The sequence below is a fragment of the Leifsonia shinshuensis genome (assembly GCF_022606355.1).
In the GTDB taxonomy this organism is placed as follows: Bacteria; Actinomycetota; Actinomycetes; order Actinomycetales; family Microbacteriaceae; genus Leifsonia; species Leifsonia shinshuensis_B.
Window position 1 is genome coordinate 302,652 of the sequence record NZ_JAHHZQ010000001.1, and the last position, 14,641, is coordinate 317,292.

The following is a 14,641-nucleotide window of genomic DNA, read 5'->3' on the forward strand; positions in this document are numbered from 1 at the left end:
TCAGTGGAAATCGCGCGAAACCGTGCGGATCGCGGTCTCCAGGGGTTCGAGGCGGTCCGCGAGCACGTTGACCACGCCTTCCTCGCTGCGCTCCAGGATCCCGCGCACGATCATCGCGGGAGCCTGCCTCGCCACCCGGCGGTAGCGGTTCCACACCCCGACCGGGCAGATCACGTTCACGAGTCCCGTCTCGTCCTCCAGGTTGAGGAAGGTCACCCCGGCCGCGGTCGCCGGCCGCTGCCGGTGGGTGACCACGCCGCCCACCTCGATGCGGCGCCCCGATTCGGCGACGGCGAGCGTGTCCGCGGGCAGCACTCCGCGTGCGGCGAGCCCGGGGCGGAGGAAGCGGATGGGGTGGTCGTCGGTCGAGATCCCGGTGGCCCACAGGTCGCTCGCGAGCTGTTCGGCGGGGGAGAGCAGCGGCAGGAGCGGCGGCTGCACGGTGATGGCCGTGCCGGCGAGGTACTCAGGGCGCTCCTGGGCGGCGTTGCCGGCCTCCCAGATCGCCTGACGCGGGCTCAGGCCGAAGCCCTCGAACGCCCCGGCCGCGGCGAGCGCCTCCAGCTGCGCCGCGGTGAGGCCGACACGCCGCGCGAGGTCGCCCAGGTCGCGGTAGGGGCCGGAGGCCTCCCGTTCGGCGACGATGCGCCCGGCGAGGGCCTCGCCGATGGAGGTCACGGCCGCCAGTCCCAGCCGTACCGCATGGCCCGCGTCGCGGCGGTGCGCGGAGAAGTCGAGCGGCACCGACCGGTCGAAGTCGGCCACCGGGGGCTGGTCGGTCTCGAGGCACGGGTCCGTGCCGGTCGGGCCGGGGCGCGCCTCGTCGATCGCCTCGAGCAGGGGGAACACCCCGGAGAGCTGGATGTCGGGCCTGCGCACCACCACGCCGTGCCTCCGCGCGTCGGCGGTGAGGGTGCGCGGCGAGTAGAACCCCATCGGCTGCGCGCGCAGCAGCGCGGCGAGGAACGCGCCGGGGTAGTGCAGCTTCATCCACGAGCTCACGTAGACCAGCAGCGCGAAGCTGATGGCGTGGCTCTCGGCGAAGCCGAAGTTGGCGAACGCCTCGATCTTCTCGTAGATCGCATCGGCGTCGTCGCCGACGATCCCGTTGTGCGCCATCCCCTCGTAGAGCTTCGTCCGCAACGCGCCGATCTTCTCGACGCCGCGCTTGGAGCCCATCGCCCTGCGGAGCAGGTCGGCGTCCTCGGCGGTGCAGTCGCCCACCGCGACCGCCATCTGCATGAGCTGCTCCTGGAACAGCGGAACCCCCAGCGTCCGCTCCAGCACCGGCACCAGGGCCGGGTGCAGGTAGGTGACCTCCTCCTTCCCGAGCTTGCGGCGGATGTACGGGTGCACGGCGCCGCCCTGGATCGGGCCGGGCCGGATCAGGGCGATCTCGATGACGAGGTCGTAGAAGCTGCGCGGCTGCAGGCGCGGCAGCGTGCCGATCTGCGCGCGGCTCTCCACCTGGAACACCCCGATCGAGTCGGCGCGGCACAGCATGTCGTACACGCCGGCCTCCTCCTTCGGGATGCTGTCCAAGGTCCAGGCCTCGCCGAGCGATGCCTCGATCGTGCGCATCGCGTAGTCGAGCGCCGAGAGCATCCCGAGCCCGAGCAGGTCGAACTTCACCAGGCCCATCCAGGCGCAGTCGTCTTTGTCCCACTGCAGCACGGTGCGGCCCTCCATGCGCGCGTGCTCGATCGGGCAGACCTCCCCGACGGGCCGGTCGGTGAGCACCATCCCGCCCGAGTGGATGCCCAGGTGCCGCGGGAACTTCAGCACCTGCTGGGCCAGGTCGACCACCGCATCCGGGATGTCGTGGTCGTCCGTGGTGGTCACCCTGCTCCAGGAGTCGATCTGCTTGCTCCAGGCGTCCTGCTGCCCGGTGGAGTGGCCGAGCGCCTTCGCCATGTCGCGCACGGCGTTCTTCGGGCGGTAGGTGATGACGTTGGCGACCTGGGCCGCGTTGTGCCTGCCGTACTTGGCGTAGACGTACTGGATGACCTCCTCGCGCCGGTCGGAGTCGAAGTCGACGTCGATGTCGGGTTCCTCCTCGCGCATGGAGGACAGGAACCGCTCGAACGGCAGGTCGTACTTGATCGAGTCGACGGCGGTGATGCCGAGCAGGTAGACGACAGCCGAGTTGGCGGCGGAGCCGCGGCCCTGGCAGAGGATGCCGCGCTCCCGGGCGAACTTCACGATGTCGTGGACGATGAGGAAGTAGCCGGGGAAGTCCTTCGCCTCGATCACGTCGAGCTCGCGCTCGATGCGCTCCCGCTTGGCCGGGTCGCGGTCGAGGTCGGGGTAGCGCTCCGCCGCGCCGCGCCAGGTGAGCTCGCGCAGCCAGCTCATCGGGGTGTGACCGGCGGGCACCTCCTGCTTGGGCAGCCGCGGCCGGGCACTGCGGAGGCGGAAGGCGAGGTCGTCAGCGATGTCGGCCGTGCGCTCCACGGCACCGGGATAGCGGGCGAACCGGGCGGCCATCTCGCGGCCGCTGCGCAGGTGCGCCGCCCCGGCGGCGGGCAGCCAGCCGTCCATCTCGTCGAGGCTCCTGCGTGCGCGCACCGCCGAGATCGCCGTCGCGAGCGGGTACTGGGCGGGCGTCGCGTAGTGGACGTTGTTGGTGGCGACGACCGGGAGGCCCAGGCGGCCGGCGATCCGGGCGAGGACGTCGTTGTCGATGGTGTCGCGGGGGCCGCCCTGGTCGATCAGCTCCACCAGCACGTTGTCGCGGCCGAACAGCTCGGCGAGCCCGGCGACCTCCCGCTCCGCTGCGCGCTCGCCGTGCTCGGCCAGCGCGAGGCGCACGTCGCCCTTGCGGCAGCCGGTGAGCACCATCCACTCGCCGCCGGACTGCTCTGCGAGGTCGGGGAGGCTGTACAGCGGCCGGCCCTTCTCCGCCCCGGCGAGCTGGCCGGCCGTGATGGCGGAGGCCAGCCGGTGGTAGCCGGACTGCTGCCGGGCGAGGAGGACCAGGTGGCTCCCCTCCGGGTCGGCCTCGCCGTTCTGCGGTCGGCTGAGCGACAGCGAGAGCTCGGCGCCGAACACGGTCTTCACGCGCTCGTAGGCCTCCGCGGCCTCAGCCATCCGCACCACGCCGTAGAAGCCGTCGTGGTCGGTGAGCGCGAGGCCGTGCAGCCGCAGGCGGGTCGCCTCCTCCAGCAGCTCCTCCGGGGCGCTGGCGCCGTCGAGGAAGCTGAAGGTGCTGTGCGCGTGGAGCTCGGCGTAGCGGACGTGGCCGGCGTCCGGTTCCTCCGGCATCTGCTGCGCCACGTACTTCTGCCGCTTGCGCGACGACGGCCGCTCCGGCTGCTCCTGCTCGCTCGTGCGCCGCCCGCTGAGCCGCCGCTCGAACTCGGCCCACGGGATGGGCGGGTTGTTCCAGCCCATCAGTCGTACCTCGCCTCGGCGAACCAGGCGGTGCCGGTGAGGGAGAGCAGCCAGGCGGTGCCGTCGGCGTCCACGAGCTGGAAGCGGTGCATGGCGCGGGCGAGCGTCGCGTCCCACCAGCGCTCGCGCACCGGCCACGGTCCTGCCCAGGAGTCGACGGGGCGGGCATCGCGAGGGGTGCCTGTCGGTGAGAACGACGCGATCGGGGCGGTCAGGTCGCCGCGGTCGGTGACCTCCACCGTCTCGCCGGACTCCGCCAGCACCGCCACCGGCCGCGGCACCTCGAACACCGTGGAGGGCGCGGGTGCCGGCAGCGATCCAGGCCAGGGCCGGTCGGAGCGCGCGACGCCCACCGGCCGGTCGCCCCACGGCACGAGCACCTGGCGGTCGGACAGCGCGCGGCCGCCGCCGATGGTCGCCGTGACGACGGCGTCGTGGCCGAGCATTCCCTGCACCCGGGTCAGCCCGTGGTGGATGCGCTCGTCCGCGCCGCCGCCCCACAGGCCGTCCTCGTGGTGGCCGATGTCGTCGACCGCCTCCGGCACGACCGTCACCCGGCTGATCGGCGAGGCCAGACCGGACTCGATCGACCCCGCGCCCTGCAGCTGCCAGCGCACCCGGTCGACGACGTCCGACGCCGAGAACAGCCGGGGGTGCAGCCAGGTGCGGTCGCTGACCCTGCCGCCTTCGTCGGTCACCTCGATGCGCAGCGAGGTGCAGACCAGGCCGGCCTTGGTGAGACCGGCCACGAACTGCTCCGCCGTCGCGCGGAAGGCGAAGGTCACCTGGTCGACCCTGTCGAGGGGAGGCTCGAACTCGATCGCACGGTCGAGCACCTTCGGCGGGACGCGCGGGACCACCGCGGCGCCGTCCATCCCGCTCGCCAGGTCGTGGGCGTGCTCGCCGCGCTCCCCGAACCGCTCCCGCACGTCCACCCGGTCGAGGCGGGCGAGGTCGCCGAGCGTGCGCAGGCCCAGCCGGCGCAGCAGCGGCGTCAGCTCGACGAGTCCCAGCTGGGCGGCGGGCAGAGGGGCCAGGAAGGCGGGGGAGCCGCCGGGAGGCACGATGCGCACCCGGTCGGCGCCGGTCGACCGCGCTGCCTGCTCGGCCGCGAAGGGACCGTCTGCGATGCCGGCCCGCACGTCGCCGAGGGTGAGCCCGGCTGCGCCCTCCAGCTCCTCCAGCCGGCGCAGCAGCTCAGCCGCCGCGGCCTCCTCGCCCCCGTAGTACCGCGCGGGGCCGCGCGCCCGCAGCACGCACGTGCCCGGTCGCACCGCCTGCACACCGGGGGTGATCTCCTCGATCGCGGTCAGCACCGGTTCGAAGGCCCGCGCGTCCAGCACCTGGTCATAGGGGACGATCTCCAGCTGCGGGCAGCGTGACTGCGCCTCGCGCACCCGCAGACCGCGCTTGACGCCGTCGGCCCTGGCCTCGGCGGAGCAGGCGAACACCATGCCCTTCTCGACCAGCGCCAGCGGAACCTCCGCCGGCAGTTCGAGGCGTTGCCGGGTGGCGATCACCGGCCAGTCGGGGCACCAGAGCACGATCGCGCGGGTGACCTGGCGCATCTAGCTCACCGCCTCCAGGCGGGTGGGGCCAGAGGCCCGGAACGTCTCGTCGAGGGCGGGCAGCCAGAGCTCCGCGCGCCGGCGGGGGCCCGCGCCGCCGCGCGGCGCCGCCTCCACGGTCACCCGCCGGGACGAGAGGTAGCCGGCGCCGGCGCCGAGGCCGTCCCAGCCGCTGCGGACGACGCGGAGCGCTGCTTCCGCCTGCGGCCAGTCTCCGGCGACGAGGAGGGTCGACTCCCGCTGGCGCAGCCGGGCGCTCAAGCGGGCCGCATCGCCGTTCGCCGGGCGTTCCGGCGGCGCGACGGCGATGACGCCGAGCACGTCGGCCATCGCCGCGGTGACCGTCAGCCACTGCGGGCCGGGATGGGGCACCAGCACGAGCCGCTCCAGGTCGATGCCGAACCGCCCTGCCGCCTCGGCCCCGAAGTCGGGCATCCCCACGACGCCGCACCAGGCTCCCGCGGCGCTGGGACCGGCGAGCATCGCCATCAGCAGCGTGGTGGAGCCGTGGACCGTGTAGGCGGCGCCGGCTTTGAGCGCTCCGCCGGGCAGCAGCGGGGCGAGGGCGGGATGCGTCTCCAGCCGGCGCGCATCGAGCTTCGTCGCCTGCATCTGACGGATGCGCGTCTGGAGTTCGTGCACCTGAGCGCGGTCGGCGACCGGGCCGGTGATGACCGGGTCGGCGATCGTGCGCGCAGCTGCCAGGGACATACACTTATTTTCGAACACATGTTCGAATACCGCAAATGTATTTGAGTGCGCGCGAGGGGTCCGGCGGGCCTGGCGGGCAGCCTTGCCCGTCCGGCGGAGCCTACCCCGGCTCGGTCACGAAGTCGATCAGTCGCTCCACCCGGCCGAGCAGCTCCGGCTCCAGGTCGGCGTAGGTGCGGACGCGGCCCAGGATCAGTTTCCAGGCCCGCGCGATGTCGGCCTGCGTCTCGTGGGGGAGTCCCAGTGCGGCGCAGATCCCGTGCTTCCACGGAACGGACCGCGGGATCGACGGCCAGGCCTCCAGGCCCACCCTGGCGGGCTTCACGGCCTGCCAGATGTCGATGTACGGATGGCCGACCACCAAGACATGGGCGCCGAACGGGCCGCGTGCCACCCGCTCGGCGATGCGGCTCTCCTTCGAGCCAGGCACCAGGTGGTCGACCAGCACGCCGATGCGCCGGCCGCGGTCGGGGGCGAACTCCCGGACGATCGCGTCCAGGTCGTCGACGCCCTCCAGGTACTCCACGACGACGCCCTCCACCCGCAGGTCGTCACCCCACACCCGCTCGACCAGCTCGGCGTCGTGCCGGCCCTCCACGAAGATCCTGCTGGCGCGGGCGACGCGCGCCTTCTGCTCCCCGACGGCGAACGACCCGGAGGCCGTGCGCCCGCGCCCGGCGGGGGCGCGGCTCGGGGCGACCAGCCGCACGGGCTTCCCGTCGATGAGGAAGGAGGCGCCGAGCGGGAAGACCCGCTTGGCGCCGAAGTAGTCCTCGAGCTCGACGGTCTGCGCCTCCAGGCGGACGATCGCGCCGCAGAAGCCGGTGGCGGCCTCCTCGACGACCAGATCGCGAGCGGCTTCCACGGTCGTCACGACCGTACGGCCCGCGTTCTTCCAGTCGGTCGCCAGCACATCGGATCCGTAGCGGTCGTCGTCCATCACGAGGAGAGAGGTTAGGCGATCGGGCGCCGGTCGCGACGGAGGCTCCCCGCGAGGCCGCGGATGCGCGCTGCTCAGTCGAAGATGCGCACCAGGCGCCAGGTGCGGTCGTCGGCGTCGTGGCGTACGTCGAACACGTGCGCGACCCCGCGCTCACTGGTCGCCTGGAACCGCCAGCCGCCGATCTCCCTCGGCAGGGTGCCGACCCCGTACCGGTGCTCACCGAACGGGCGCCACCACGGGCAGATCTCGGCCCACACGGTCGGGGTGTCGCTCACCCGATAGCGCGTGGAGCGCCAGACCAGGCGGGTCGGGACACCCTCCTCCGTCGTCCAGACGGCGACCGCCTCGTCGATGTCGGTCATGAGCGTGCTCCCTCGTAATTCGAACATATGTTCGAATTCCAGTGTACGCCCGACCCGCGACGATCGCATCCTCACATACTGGGCAGCGTGACTGACGTCGGGGACCCGTCCGGCGCAGCGCTGCGCCTCGGCACCGACGAGTGGTAGCGCCCGGCGTCAGCCGACTGTCGCGCCGAAGAGCAGGCCGAGCAGGTACGTGGCCGCGGCCGCCCCGTAGCCGATCGCGAGCTGGCGCAGCGCGCGCTTGAGCGGCGAGGCCCCAGAGAGCAGGCCGACGACGGCACCGGTCCCGAGCAGCACGAGGCCGACGAGTACGGCGGACACGATGATCGCGGCCGTCCCGGTCAGGCCGAACAGGAACGGCAGGATCGGGATGAGCGCACCGGACGCGAAGAAGCAGAAGCTCGACACGGCCGCGCTCCAGCCGTTGCCGATCGCCTCGTGCTCGTCGGCGGCGGAGCCCGCAGCGGCCGCGCCCTGGACGGCCACGGGGGCGGTGTAGGCGCCGAGCGTGGACAGCACGTCGCGGGCATGGGCCTGCGCGTCCGCCTCGTCCATGCCGCGAGCGCGGTAGACCAGCGTCAGTTCGTTGGCGTTCACGTCGAGGTGCGACAGTGCGGAGGTCGTGGCAGGATTCGGGCTGGAGGCCTCCAGGAGCTCGCGCTGCGAACGCACGGAGACATACTCGCCCGCACCCATCGAGAGCGCGCCGGCGAGCAGGCCGGAGATGCCGGTGAGCAGCACGACGTGCGTCGGGACGCCGCTCGCGCTGACGCCGAGCACGAGGGCGAGGTTGCTGACCAGGCCGTCGTTCGCGCCGAACACGGCGGCGCGGAAGGTGCCGGAGAGGCGCTGCCGGCCGCGCGCGGCGAGCGCGCGCACGACCTCCTCGTGCACCTGCTCGTCCGCAGCCATCTGCGGGGTGGCGTCGACGTCGTCCGCGTACGGCGACCGGGCTTCGGCCCGCTGGGCGAGCGCCAGGACGAACACCGAGCCGAACCTCCTGGCGAGGAATCCGAGCATGCGCGTGCGGACGTCGCCCCGGAGCGGCCGGCCGACCCGGTCGCCGAGCAGCGTGAGCCAGTGCTGTTCGTGACGGCCCTCGGCGTCGGCGAGGGCGAGCAGGATCTCCCGCTCCTCGCCCTCACGGCGACCGGCGAGATCGCGATACACCGCGGCCTCGGCGCGCTCGTCGGCGAGGTACCGCCGCCAGCGCTTGATGTCGGCGGGGGAGGGCGTGCGTTCGGTGGGGGTCATCGGTTGACGAGTCTAGTTGCGGCACTGAAGCGCCGCCCCCAGCGCTCGGCCAGCTCGCGCACCTCGCGCGGACCCTCGATGCTGAAGGGCGCGTCGACGGCGGCGAGGCCGAAGAGCGCCCACTCCGGCGACTCGGCGGTGATCCGAACGCGCGTTCGGTTCGGCCCGGCCGCCTCGACCGTCGCCCACCGGCCGATGGCCTGCTCCACGTCGGCGATCGGGGCCTCGATCACCGCATCGACGACGAGGGAGTCGGCCGCGCCGGCCAGCGAGTCCCTGACGTACCCGGCCGCATCGACGGCCGGGAGGGTGCGCGGCCGGAATCGCGCACCCGTCGGACGGGGCTCCGCGATGCGGTCGAGCCGGAAGCTGCGCCAATCGTGCCGCTCGAGGTCGTACGCCACGAGGTACCACCGGCGCCCGACCGACACCAGGCGGTGCGGCTCGACGACGCGCTGCGAGGCCTCCCCGTCGCGCCGGACGTAGGCGAACGCCATCCGCTCCTCGTCTCTGCAGGCCTGCGCCGCGACGGTGAGCGCCTCGGCGTCCACGACGGGTCCCGGGCGCAGCTCGGCTGCGAGCGTCGCGACCCGGAGGGCGTCCACCCGGCGCTTCAGGCGAGGCGGCATGACCTGTACCACCTTGGCGAGCGCGCGGACCGAGGCGTCCGCGACGCCGGCGATGCCGCTCTGGGCGGCGGTTCGCAGCCCGACCGCGAGCGCGACGGCCTCCTCGTCGTCGACCACGAGCGGTGGCAGCGAGGCGCCGGCGGCGAGCTGATAGCCGCCTGCGACACCGCGTGTGGCATCCACCGGGTAGCCCAGGTCGCGCAGCCGCTCCACGTCTCGTCGGAGGGTGCGCGGGGAGACCTCCAGGCGGTCGGCGAGCTCCTGACCCGGCCAGTACCGGTGCGTCTGCAGCAGCGAGAGCAGCTGGAGGGTGCGGGATCCGGTGCTGGCCATGTCACCCAGTCTGACGCTTCATGCGGCCGGAATGTGACCTCTATGCCGTTTGCGGATGCTCGTCGCTCTCTACCGCACGCTCGACGGCGTACTGATCGTCGGCGACGTCGGACCCGCTGTCGTCGCCGACCAGGTCGCAAAACGACGAAGGCCCCGATCTCGCGATCGGGGCCTATTTTCGTTCGGTGTCCGAGGGGGGACTTGAACCCCCACGCCCTATACGGGCACTAGCACCTCAAGCTAGCGCGTCTGCCATTTCCGCCACCCGGACAGGTGTTTCTTCGGCCGCCGTGGTTCCGGCTGCCGAAGAAAGACATTAGCACGAAACGTGAGCCCGGTTTCACATCGTCACGCAGCCCGGGCGTGGCGCAACCGCCCCCGGTAGCGTGGAGCCATGACCGACGCTCCCGACACCTTCGACGCGGCCGGCTCCGACGCGGCGCCCTCCGACACGGCCGGCCTCGACGAGACCGCCATCATCGCGCGCGACCTCATCCGGTTCGACACGACGAACTACGGCGAGGGCCGCTCCAACGGGGAGACCGACGCGGCGGAGTACGTCGAGGCCCGGCTGAGGGGCCTCGGCCTGACCCCGCGGATGTTCGAGTCCGACCCCGGGCGCACGAGCGTGGTCGCCCGGGTCGAGGGCCGCAACCGCAGCAAGCCGGCGCTCGTCGTCCACGGACACCTCGATGTGGTCCCGGCCGATCCGCGCAACTGGTCGGTGGACCCGTTCGGCGGGGTCATCCGCGACGGGCTGCTCTGGGGTCGCGGAGCGGTCGACATGAAGAACATGGACGCGATGATCCTCACAGCGGTGGGCGACATCCTGGGTGCGGGGGAGCAGCCGGAGCGCGACCTCGTCCTCGGCTTCTTCGCCGACGAGGAGGACGGCGGCCGCCGCGGCTCGCATTTCCTCGTGGACACGCAGCCCGAGCTCTTCGCGGGGGCGACGGAGGCGATCAGCGAGGTGGGCGGCTATTCGATCGACCTCGCCGGCCGTCGTGCGTACCTGCTGCAGACCGGGGAGAAGTCGCTCGTCTGGATCAAGCTGATCGCCCGAGGGCGCGCGGCGCACGGATCACGGCTCATCCGCGACAACGCGATCACGAAGCTCGCGGAGGCGGTCGTCGCCATCGGACGGCGCGACTGGCCGGTGCAGCTCACCGACACGACGACCCGGCTCATCGCCGAGCTCGCACGGCTGCTCGACGTCGATCCCGAGCGCGTCGGTCCCGACGAGATCGTGCTCCGCACGGGCACGGCGGCGGGATTCATCCTCGCCACGCTGCGGGCGACGAGCAATCCGACGCTGCTAGAGGCGGGCTACAAGCACAACGTGATCCCCGACACCGCGGAGGCGCTGGTCGACATCCGCACGCTGCCGGGCGACGAGGACCGCGTGCTCGCCGAGGTGCGCGAGCTGGTCGGCGACGACATCGAGATCGAGACCCTGCACCGCGACATCGGTCTGGAGGCGTCCTTCGACGGCGACCTCGTTGACGCGATCACCGGGACCCTGGAACGACACGATCCCGGCGCGCCCGTGCTGCCCTACCTGCTCTCCGGCGGCACCGACAACAAGGCGCTCAGCCGTCTCGGGATCACCGGCTACGGCTTCGCCCCGTTGCGGCTGCCGAGCGATCTCGACTTCCCCGGGATGTTCCACGGCGTCGACGAGCGGGTCCCGCTGGACGCGCTAGTGTTCGGCAGGACCGTTCTGCGCGACCTCCTGCGCAGCTACTGAAAGAGCACATGGACTTCATCAACGCCGTCATCCTCGGACTCGTCCAGGGGCTGACCGAGTTCCTGCCGATCTCCTCCAGCGCACACATCCGCATCGTCGGGGAGCTGCTCGGCACCGGAGCCGACCCGGGCGCCCGGTTCACCGCGATCATCCAGCTGGGCACGGAGGCCGCCGTACTCCTGTACTTCTGGAAGGACATCACCCGGATCGTCTCGCGCTGGTTCCAGTCGTTGTTCGGCCGGGTGCCGCGCAACGACCCCGACGCGCGGATGGGCTGGCTGGTCATCATCGGCAGCATCCCGATCGTGGTGCTCGGCCTGATCTTCCAGGATGCGATCGAGACCACCTTCCGCTCGCTCTGGATCGTCGCGACGACGCTCATCGTCTTCGGCATCCTGCTGGGAATCGCCGACTGGGTGGGCGCGAAGACCCGGCGGTTGCGGGAGCTCACCTGGGGTCACGGCATCATCTTCGGATTCGCCCAGGCTCTGGCGCTCATCCCCGGCGTGTCCCGCTCCGGCGGCACCATCACCGCGGGCCTCTTCATGGGCTACCAGCGCCGTGCGGCAGCGCGCTACTCGTTCCTGCTGGCGATCCCCGCTGTGTTCGGCAGCGGTCTCTACCAGCTCTACAAGGCGTTCAAGGAGCCGTGCACGAAGGCGCTCGAAGCTGCCGGGACGTGCACGCCCGAGGTGTTCGGGCCGGTCGAGACCGCCGTCGCGACCATCGTGGCCTTCGTGGTGGGCCTGATCGTGATCGCCTTCTTCATGGGCTACATCTCACGGCGCAGCTTCCTGCCGTTCGTGATCTACCGCATCGCGCTCGGCGTGCTGCTGATGATCCTGCTCGGCACCGGAGTGCTCGCCGCCTGATCGTCCCGGCGCCGATGCGCGGGTGAGATCGGGTGCGGAATCGGGGATCACCCCCGCCGCGGGTCGTCTCCCGCGTGGCCGTCCCGCCCGTCGCGCCCGTCGCGCCCGTCGCCGCGGCGGCGGAGGTAGCGCTCGAACTCCTGGGCGATGGCCTCGCCGCTCGCCTCCGGGGAGTCCACCGTGTCGCGCGCCTGCTCCAACTGCTGGATGTAGGCGGCCATCTCCTCGTCGTCCGAGGCGAGGGCGTCGATGCCGGCCTCCCAGGCCGCGGCCTCCTCGACCAGGGAACCGCGCGGGATGGTGACGTCGACGAGCTCCTCGAGCTTGTCGATCAGCGCGAGGACCGCCTTGGGGCTCGGCGCGTTGTGGACGTAGTGCGGCACCGAGGCCCAGATCGAGATCGTGGGGATGCCGACGTCCTCAGCGCCCTCGGCGAGCGCGCTGAGGATTCCGACGGGACCTTCGTACGTCGAACGCTCGATGCTCAGTTCTGCGCGTACGGCCGCCGACTCGCTCGACGCGAACACCGAGATCGGCCGGGTGTGCGGGACGTCGGCGAGCATCGCCCCGAGGAAGACGATCACGCCGATGTCTTCGGCGAGGGCGGCGTCCATGATCTCGGCGGTGAAGCTCCGCCAGCTGCGTGACGGCTCGGTGCCGAGCAGCAGGAAGATGTTGCCGGCGTTGTCGCCCGTGATGTCGAGCTCGGCGTCTCCGGCGAGCGCGTCTCCGACGCGCCCGGGACGCGCAGGTCCCATCATCACGGCGGACGGCCAGATCAGCCGGCGTCGGCCGTCGTCGTCGGAGACGACCGGACGGTTGAACTGGAAGTCGAAGTACAGCTCCGGATCCACCTCGGCGATCGGAACCACGTCGAGCTGCTCCTTGAGCGTCCTCACCGCGCCGCTGGCCGCCTCGCCGGCGTCGTTCCACCCTTCGAAGGCCACCACCAGGATGCGGCCGCCGAGGATGTTCTTCGCGTCAGTCACGTGGCTTACTCGTCCTCTCGTCGGCGACCGATCGGGCGCCATCCATCCAGGATAGGCCCGACCCTGTCGCGATAGACTTGCCGGTCGTGACCGAACTGACCACGTACGCGATGCCGGCCGCCGTCCTCTGGGACATGGACGGCACCCTCGTCGACACCGAACCCTACTGGATGGCGTCCGAACAGGAGCTCGTCCGCTCGTTCGGGGGCACCTGGACCCACGACGACGGTCTGCTCCTGGTCGGGCAGGGGCTCTGGAACTCCGCGGCGATCCTGCAGTCGCGCGGCGTCGAGCTGCCCGCCGACGAGATCGTGTACGGGCTGACGGAGCGCGTGCGCGAGAAGCTGGCCGACGAGGGCGTCCCGTGGCGGCCCGGCGCCCGCGAGCTGCTGCAGTCGCTGCGTGAGCGCGGCGTGCGCACGGCTCTGGTGACGATGTCGGTCCGCAGCATGGCCGAGCAGATCGTGGCCGCCATCCCGTTCGACGCGTTCGACGTCATCGTCAGCGGCGACGAGGTCGGCGAGCCCAAGCCGCATCCGGAGCCGTATCTGCGCGCGGCGGAGATCCTGGGCATCGAACCGGGTGACGCTGTCGCCATTGAGGACTCGCTCGTCGGGCTGGCCTCCGCGGTGGCCTCCGGGGCGACGACGATCGGGGTTCCGCACATCGTCCCGCTCCCGGAGTCGGACGAGCACACGCTGTGGGAGTCGCTCGCCGGCCGCACGGCCGACGACATCGCCGCCGTCGCAGCGGCGCGGGAGGAAGCACGATGACCGCCGATCGCCGCAGCTCGGGACCGTTCCGGGTGGGGGACAGGGTGCAGCTGACCGGGCCGAAGGGCCGGATGAACACCATCACGCTCGAGCCGGGCAAGCTGTTCCACAGCCACCGCGGCGTGCTGGCGCACGACTCCATCATCGGCCTGCCCGACGGCTCGGTCGTGACCAACAACGCCGGCGTCGAGCACCTGGCGCTGCGTCCGCTGCTCAACGACTTCGTGATGTCGATGCCGCGCGGTGCGGCGATCATCTACCCGAAGGACGCCGCCCAGATCCTGGCGCTGGCCGACATCTTCCCCGGTGCGACGGTCGTCGAGGCCGGTGTCGGCTCCGGCGCGCTGTCGCTGTGGCTGCTGCGCGCGATCGGCCAGGAGGGCCGGCTGTTCTCGTTCGAGCGCAGGGACGAGTTCGCCGACGTCGCGAAGGCGAACGCTGCGACGTTCCTGGGTTCCGACCCGGAGAACTGGACCGTGACCGTCGGCGACCTGCAGGATGCGCTCCCCGCAGCCGTCGAGCCGGCGAGCGTGGACCGCGTCGTGCTCGACATGCTGGCGCCCTGGGAGACCCTGGACGTGGTGACCGAGGCGCTCAAGCCCGGCGGCGTGGTGCTCTGCTATGTCGCGACCGTGACGCAGCTCTCCCGCGTCGCGGAGGCGATCAGGGCGACCGGCCACTACACGCATCCCCAGTCGAGCGAGACGATGGTGCGCGGCTGGCACGTCGAGGGCCTGGCCGTTCGCCCTGACCACCGGATGATCGCGCACACCGGCTTCCTGATCACGGCGCGGCGGCTCGCGCCGGGCACCGTGCTGCCCGAGCTCAAGCGGCGGCCGTCCAAGAGCGACTACAACGATGCGGACGTCGAAGCCTGGACTCCCGGTGCGCTCGGCGAGCGGCAGTCGAGCCCGAAGAGCCTGCGCAAGCGCATGCGCGAGGCCACGGCCAGCGCCGAACTGGCGCGCGGAACCGAGCAGGAGGCCTTCGCCGACACCGCCGACGCTCCCGGTGACGAGCGCGACCCGCACGTCGACTAGCATGAATGAGGTCGTGAGGCGTGT

General features: G+C 71.9%; 12 protein-coding genes and 1 tRNA gene. 4 read left to right on the top strand and 9 right to left on the bottom strand.

The window, feature by feature from the left end; all coding sequences use genetic code 11:
- The 8 genes from KNO15_RS01560 to KNO15_RS01595 all read right to left on the bottom strand — a co-directional run bounded on the left by KNO15_RS01560 (window position 1) and on the right by KNO15_RS01595 (window position 9,467).
- On the bottom strand, window positions 1–3,393 hold the full coding sequence (locus KNO15_RS01560) for an error-prone DNA polymerase (RefSeq protein ID WP_241701599.1): 3,393 nt from the start codon (window positions 3,391–3,393) through the stop codon (window positions 1–3).
- Window positions 3,393–4,961, bottom strand: coding sequence for a DNA polymerase Y family protein (locus KNO15_RS01565; protein WP_241701600.1), 1,569 nt, complete (start codon window positions 4,959–4,961; stop codon window positions 3,393–3,395). Before KNO15_RS01565 ends, KNO15_RS01560 begins: the two co-directional genes overlap by 1 nt.
- Window positions 4,962–5,672 carry a hypothetical protein gene (locus KNO15_RS01570; RefSeq protein WP_241701602.1) on the bottom strand — a complete coding sequence of 237 codons (711 nt, stop codon included), beginning with the start codon at window positions 5,670–5,672 and terminating at the stop codon, window positions 4,962–4,964. It abuts the gene before it with no gap.
- Window positions 5,673–5,772: 100 nt separating this feature from the next.
- Complete coding sequence (locus KNO15_RS01575; RefSeq protein WP_241702657.1) at window positions 5,773–6,612, bottom strand: DUF3097 domain-containing protein; 840 nt, start codon at window positions 6,610–6,612, stop codon at window positions 5,773–5,775.
- A gap of 74 nt (window positions 6,613–6,686) precedes the next feature.
- Complete coding sequence (locus tag KNO15_RS01580; RefSeq protein WP_241701603.1) at window positions 6,687–6,977, bottom strand: DUF6504 family protein; 291 nt, start codon at window positions 6,975–6,977, stop codon at window positions 6,687–6,689.
- Between the two features lie 156 nt (window positions 6,978–7,133).
- Window positions 7,134–8,234: a VIT1/CCC1 transporter family protein gene (locus KNO15_RS01585; RefSeq protein ID WP_241701605.1), complete on the bottom strand. Its 1,101-nt coding sequence runs from the start codon at window positions 8,232–8,234 to the stop codon at window positions 7,134–7,136.
- Window positions 8,231–9,196, bottom strand: coding sequence for a helix-turn-helix transcriptional regulator (locus KNO15_RS01590; RefSeq protein WP_241701606.1), 966 nt, complete (start codon window positions 9,194–9,196; stop codon window positions 8,231–8,233). The genes KNO15_RS01585 and KNO15_RS01590 overlap by 4 nt, the downstream gene beginning before the upstream one ends.
- A 186-nt stretch (window positions 9,197–9,382) precedes the next feature.
- Window positions 9,383–9,467: transfer RNA gene (locus tag KNO15_RS01595), tRNA-Leu, on the bottom strand.
- Between the two features lie 123 nt (window positions 9,468–9,590).
- Between KNO15_RS01595 and KNO15_RS01600 the strand changes: the two genes are divergently transcribed.
- Complete coding sequence (locus tag KNO15_RS01600; protein ID WP_241701608.1) at window positions 9,591–10,943, top strand: M20/M25/M40 family metallo-hydrolase; 1,353 nt, start codon at window positions 9,591–9,593, stop codon at window positions 10,941–10,943.
- An 8-nt stretch (window positions 10,944–10,951) separates the two neighbouring features.
- Window positions 10,952–11,815, top strand: a complete 864-nt coding sequence (locus KNO15_RS01605; RefSeq protein ID WP_241701610.1) for an undecaprenyl-diphosphate phosphatase — start codon at window positions 10,952–10,954, stop codon at window positions 11,813–11,815.
- Between the two features lie 47 nt (window positions 11,816–11,862).
- On the opposite strand, the gene KNO15_RS01610 is transcribed toward KNO15_RS01605, so the two are convergent.
- Window positions 11,863–12,804 carry a proteasome assembly chaperone family protein gene (locus KNO15_RS01610; RefSeq protein ID WP_241701611.1) on the bottom strand — a complete coding sequence of 314 codons (942 nt, stop codon included), beginning with the start codon at window positions 12,802–12,804 and terminating at the stop codon, window positions 11,863–11,865.
- 110 nt (window positions 12,805–12,914) lie between these two features.
- Between KNO15_RS01610 and KNO15_RS01615 the strand changes: the two genes are divergently transcribed.
- Both KNO15_RS01615 and KNO15_RS01620 read left to right on the top strand, forming a co-directional pair.
- Window positions 12,915–13,577 carry an HAD family hydrolase gene (locus KNO15_RS01615; RefSeq protein WP_241702658.1) on the top strand — a complete coding sequence of 221 codons (663 nt, stop codon included), beginning with the start codon at window positions 12,915–12,917 and terminating at the stop codon, window positions 13,575–13,577.
- Window positions 13,574–14,617, top strand: a complete 1,044-nt coding sequence (locus KNO15_RS01620; protein WP_241701613.1) for a tRNA (adenine-N1)-methyltransferase — start codon at window positions 13,574–13,576, stop codon at window positions 14,615–14,617. Before KNO15_RS01615 ends, KNO15_RS01620 begins: the two co-directional genes overlap by 4 nt.
- Window positions 14,618–14,641: the final 24 nt, after the last annotated feature.

Bases quoted from the DNA above. Each gene is read 5' to 3' on its own strand.
- KNO15_RS01615 (WP_241702658.1), top strand. From the start codon at position 12,915: ATGCCGGCCGCCGTCCTCTGGGACATGGACGGCACCCTCGTCGACACC.
- KNO15_RS01600 (WP_241701608.1), top strand. From the start codon at position 9,591: ATGACCGACGCTCCCGACACCTTCGACGCGGCCGGCTCCGACGCGGCG.
- KNO15_RS01560 (WP_241701599.1), bottom strand. From the start codon at position 3,393: ATGGGCTGGAACAACCCGCCCATCCCGTGGGCCGAGTTCGAGCGGCGG.
- KNO15_RS01565 (WP_241701600.1), bottom strand. From the start codon at position 4,961: ATGCGCCAGGTCACCCGCGCGATCGTGCTCTGGTGCCCCGACTGGCCG.
- KNO15_RS01575 (WP_241702657.1), bottom strand. From the start codon at position 6,612: ATGGACGACGACCGCTACGGATCCGATGTGCTGGCGACCGACTGGAAG.
- KNO15_RS01580 (WP_241701603.1), bottom strand. From the start codon at position 6,977: ATGACCGACATCGACGAGGCGGTCGCCGTCTGGACGACGGAGGAGGGT.
- KNO15_RS01585 (WP_241701605.1), bottom strand. From the start codon at position 8,234: ATGACCCCCACCGAACGCACGCCCTCCCCCGCCGACATCAAGCGCTGG.
- KNO15_RS01590 (WP_241701606.1), bottom strand. From the start codon at position 9,196: ATGGCCAGCACCGGATCCCGCACCCTCCAGCTGCTCTCGCTGCTGCAG.
- KNO15_RS01620 (WP_241701613.1), top strand. From the start codon at position 13,574: ATGACCGCCGATCGCCGCAGCTCGGGACCGTTCCGGGTGGGGGACAGG.
- KNO15_RS01570 (WP_241701602.1), bottom strand. From the start codon at position 5,672: ATGTCCCTGGCAGCTGCGCGCACGATCGCCGACCCGGTCATCACCGGC.
- KNO15_RS01605 (WP_241701610.1), top strand. From the start codon at position 10,952: ATGGACTTCATCAACGCCGTCATCCTCGGACTCGTCCAGGGGCTGACC.